Here is a 3,413-nt window from a genome sequence, read left to right as displayed (position 1 = left end):
GAGGAGGCCATCGCCGACGTGGCCGAGGCCATGGGCGTGAGCCTCGCGCGGCTAAAGCGGCGCATCAGCGTGTTGAGCGAATTCAACCCCATGCTCGGCCAGCGCGGCGCGCGTCTTCTCGTCAGCTATCCGGAGATCGTCGAGATGCAGGCGCGCGCGATCTTCGAGGCGGCGATTGAGACCGGCAAGACCCTGCATGAAAGGGTGACGCCGGAGATCATGGTGCCGCTCGTGGCCGTCAAGGCCGAGCTCGATATCATCAAGGAGCGCATCACGGCCACCGCGCGCGCCGTCGAGAAGGAGCGCGAGACGAACCTCGCCTATCAGGTCGGCACCATGGTGGAGCTGCCGCGCGCCTGCCTCATGGCCGGCGAGATCGGACAGAGTGCGGAGTTTTTCTCCTTTGGCACCAATGACCTAACGCAGACCACGTTCGGCTTGAGTCGGGACGACGCCGGCCGATTCTTGAGTGAGTACGCCGAGAAAGGAATTATTCACCACGATCCCTTTGTAACCCTCGACGTTGCGGTGGGCGAGCTCATGAAAATCGGCACGGAGCGGGGCCGCGCCGTCCATCCGGACCTCAAGATCGGGTTGTGCGGCGAGCACGGCGGCGACCCGGAAACCATTGGGTTCTGTGAGAAAATCGGCCTCACCTACGTGTCCTGCTCACCCTACCGGGTGCCCGTCGCACGGCTTGCCGCCGCCCAGGCGACTCTGAAAAGCAAGCGCTAACGGATAATTAGCCCTTGGCGGTCGAAATAGGCGGTCGTTGCCGATCAACACAATTTGCCCTAAATTATCGGGCAGCGTTAACGGCAATAGACGGGATTCCGGGCTCGATCCGGTGGGGGACTACCAAGCTGACGTCGCTGATTTTCCCACCAATTTGCCTGGTTGTTTTGGGGACGCTCTAGACTCGCGGGCCTATGAGGACGCGCTGCTAGGGTAAATGCACAGGGGGACCTCCGGACAAGACCGGCCGTCTTCCTTTACGGGGACCTGGAGGGATAATGGGCCGGCGCTCGTCTCGTCGGATGTGGCACGCGATTACTGCGTTCGTGCCGCTTCCCTTCATCGGTATGGGCTACGTCCTTGCGACGAGCAACCAGCTCGCGACCGAGGTCGAGCTATACCTGACCCCGCCGGAAGCCATCTACACGGCCACACGCACCGCCGACGCCTCCGCCGCGCCGCGCGAGATTTCCGGCGAAGCGGCCAAGCTTTTCACCACCGGTGTCAAAGGCCCGCGCGCTGATCACTATGCGGCGGCACAGGCCGTGACCGACGCCGGCAAGCAGCTCATTACCGCCGAGCCTCACTGGCGGGCGCGGGTCTCGCCAAAGTGGTCGCCGGCGGCGTTAGCCGTGACGCCAAAGGCGATCGCCTGATGCCCACCACGACCGAGGTCGCCCTCAAGGTTCCGGAGAGGCGGCGTCCCGACAATTCGCTCTTCATGAACGCCAGCTACTCCTCGCCGTTCAACGCCGATTTCCAGGTTGATGCCTTCCGTCCGGACCCGCACGACATCGCCTATCAGCCGAACGAAGAGGCCCTCAACTTCCGCTATCAGGCGAGTCGCAAGCCGAGTTCGAGGACCGCGAGCGCCGGTGTCTCTCCACCGCAATCTATTTCGAGGCCCGCGGCGAGCCGGAGCGCGGTCAGGTCGCCGTGGCGCAGGTCATCCTCAATCGCGTCCGCAGCCCGGTCTTTCCGCAGACGATCTGCGGCGTTGTCTATCAAGGACAGATGCGCAAAGGCTGCCAGTTCTCCTTCGCCTGCGACGGCCACTCCGACACCCCCCGCGACAACGACCAATGGGCGCTGGCGCAGGATCTCTCCAAGCGCATCATGTCCGGCGAGCTATGGCTCCCCGAAGTGGTTATTCGACCTTCTATCACGCGAACTATGTGAGCCCCCGCTGGGCGCGCCGCATGAACAAGGTCGATCGGATCGGCGCGCATATCTTCTATAAGAAGCGCAACGAAGAGCCTTACATTGTCGAGGCTTCGGCTGCGCCCGAGAACGATGCCGAGTCTGACGATGAAGACGGTTATCTGTTGCCGACGCTGTCTCTCGCCTCGGCGGTCAGCGCCGTTTCAGGTTCGGTCAGCGCCGTCGGCGAGTCCGTCACAAATTCGGTCACCGCCGTTGCGGGCACTAGCGTGGCCGCGCCCACTCAAGCGATGAGTCTAGGTTACGGGGCGAGTGAGTAAGCGCACCGACCGAGATCAGGTCGACGCCCGTCCGGGCAATTTCAGCCACAGTCTCTAAGTTCACGCCGCCCGAGGCTCGGTCAGCACTTTGCCGCGGGCAAGCCTCACGGCCTTCTCCAGCGTCGCAATATCCATGTTGTCGAGCAGCACGGCGTCGATCGGGAACCGCAAGGCCTCCTCCAGCTGTTCGAGCGTGTCCACTTCGACCTCGATCTTGACCATGTGGCCGCCGCGGGCCTTGAGCCGTTCGAGCGCCGGCGCGAGCCCGCCGGCCGCGGCAATATGGTTGTCCTTGACCAGCACCGCGTCATAAAGGCCGAAGCGGTGGTTCACCCCGCCGCCGCAGCGCACGGCGTATTTCTCGAAAGCGCGCAACCCCGGCGTTGTCTTTCGCGTGCAGGCGATGCGCGCGGGCGTTCCTTCGACTTTGGATACATACTCGGCCGTCAGCGTGGCGATGCCGCACAGCCGGCCGAAGAAATTGAGCGCCGTCCGCTCCCCGGTCAGCAGCGCCCGTGTGCGGCCCTCGATTCTCGCGACGGTGGCGCCAGCCTCGACATGCGCACCGTCCTCCACGATCCGGGTGAAGCCAACATTTGGATCGAGTGTCCGGAACGTGGCTTCGGCCAGATCGAGTCCGGCGATGACCGCCGCTCGCGCACCACGATGGCGGCTTCGCCATGCGCGTCCGGTGGGATGATGGGGTCCGTGGTGATGTCCCCCGCGAGCCCCAGATCTTCTTCCAGTGCCGCGCGCACGGCCCGGTCCACGAGCAGCTTGGGCAGCTCATGCCGGGACGGCGTTGTTTTGGTCATCCTTGCGAGACCACCCGCAGCTGCGGCGGACTCGAGACGCCGGCCGCCTCACGGGCAATTTCCTCAGCCTTGCGCAGCGTAAGGAAGCTGCGCTTCGCCTGGGCCTCGTCCGAGGCCGGGTAGTCGCTGCGAAACTGTGCGCCGCGGCTTTCCTTGCGCCTCAGCGCGGCGGCCGTCATTAGCTTGGCGGTGGTGAGCATATTGGCAAGCTGCGGATCGCCGTCGTTCTCCCGCTCAAGCGTAACGATGGTGGCGAGCGCCTTGGACAGCGAGCCCGCGTCTCGGATCACGCCGACTTCCGCCGACCATGGTCCGGCGCAAGGTCTGCTCAGCCTCCGCGTCGTGACGGACGGGAGCGTGCTCCGTCGCTGCGGCGGAAAAA

4 protein-coding genes and 2 pseudogenes are annotated in these 3,413 nt (G+C 64.5%); 4 read left to right on the top strand and 2 right to left on the bottom strand.

Features of this window, described 5'->3' with window-relative positions:
- The 4 genes from AUC71_RS11185 to AUC71_RS11170 form a co-directional block, all read left to right on the top strand.
- Positions 1 to 735: putative PEP-binding protein (locus tag AUC71_RS11185; protein ID WP_342021842.1), on the top strand; the 735-nt coding region annotated here is incomplete at its 5' end.
- A gap of 326 nt (positions 736 to 1,061) precedes the next feature.
- On the top strand, positions 1,062 to 1,391 hold the full coding sequence (locus AUC71_RS11180) for a hypothetical protein (protein WP_141701622.1): 330 nt from the start codon (positions 1,062 to 1,064) through the stop codon (positions 1,389 to 1,391).
- Between the two features lie 280 nt (positions 1,392 to 1,671).
- Positions 1,672 to 1,914, top strand: coding sequence for a cell wall hydrolase (locus tag AUC71_RS11175; RefSeq protein ID WP_069624328.1), 243 nt, complete (start codon positions 1,672 to 1,674; stop codon positions 1,912 to 1,914).
- A gap of 20 nt (positions 1,915 to 1,934) precedes the next feature.
- Positions 1,935 to 2,216 carry a hypothetical protein gene (locus AUC71_RS11170; RefSeq protein ID WP_069624327.1) on the top strand — a complete coding sequence of 94 codons (282 nt, stop codon included), beginning with the start codon at positions 1,935 to 1,937 and terminating at the stop codon, positions 2,214 to 2,216.
- On the opposite strand, the pseudogene nadC reads toward AUC71_RS11170, so the two are convergent.
- Together nadC and AUC71_RS11160 are read right to left on the bottom strand one after the other, a co-directional pair.
- Positions 2,161 to 3,031, bottom strand: a pseudogene (nadC, locus tag AUC71_RS11165) (carboxylating nicotinate-nucleotide diphosphorylase). The gene AUC71_RS11170 and the pseudogene nadC overlap by 56 nt on opposite strands.
- Positions 3,028 to 3,413, bottom strand: a pseudogene (locus tag AUC71_RS11160) (hypothetical protein); the annotation flags it as partial. The pseudogenes nadC and AUC71_RS11160, both read right to left, overlap by 4 nt.

The organism is Methyloceanibacter marginalis, assembly GCF_001723295.1.
Taxonomy (GTDB): Bacteria; Pseudomonadota; Alphaproteobacteria; order Rhizobiales; family Methyloligellaceae; genus Methyloceanibacter; species Methyloceanibacter marginalis.
This window is presented reverse-complemented; position numbering and strand designations above follow the sequence as displayed.

Bases quoted from the DNA above. Each gene is read 5' to 3' on its own strand.
- AUC71_RS11170 (WP_069624327.1), top strand. From the start codon at position 1,935: ATGAACAAGGTCGATCGGATCGGCGCGCATATCTTCTATAAGAAGCGC.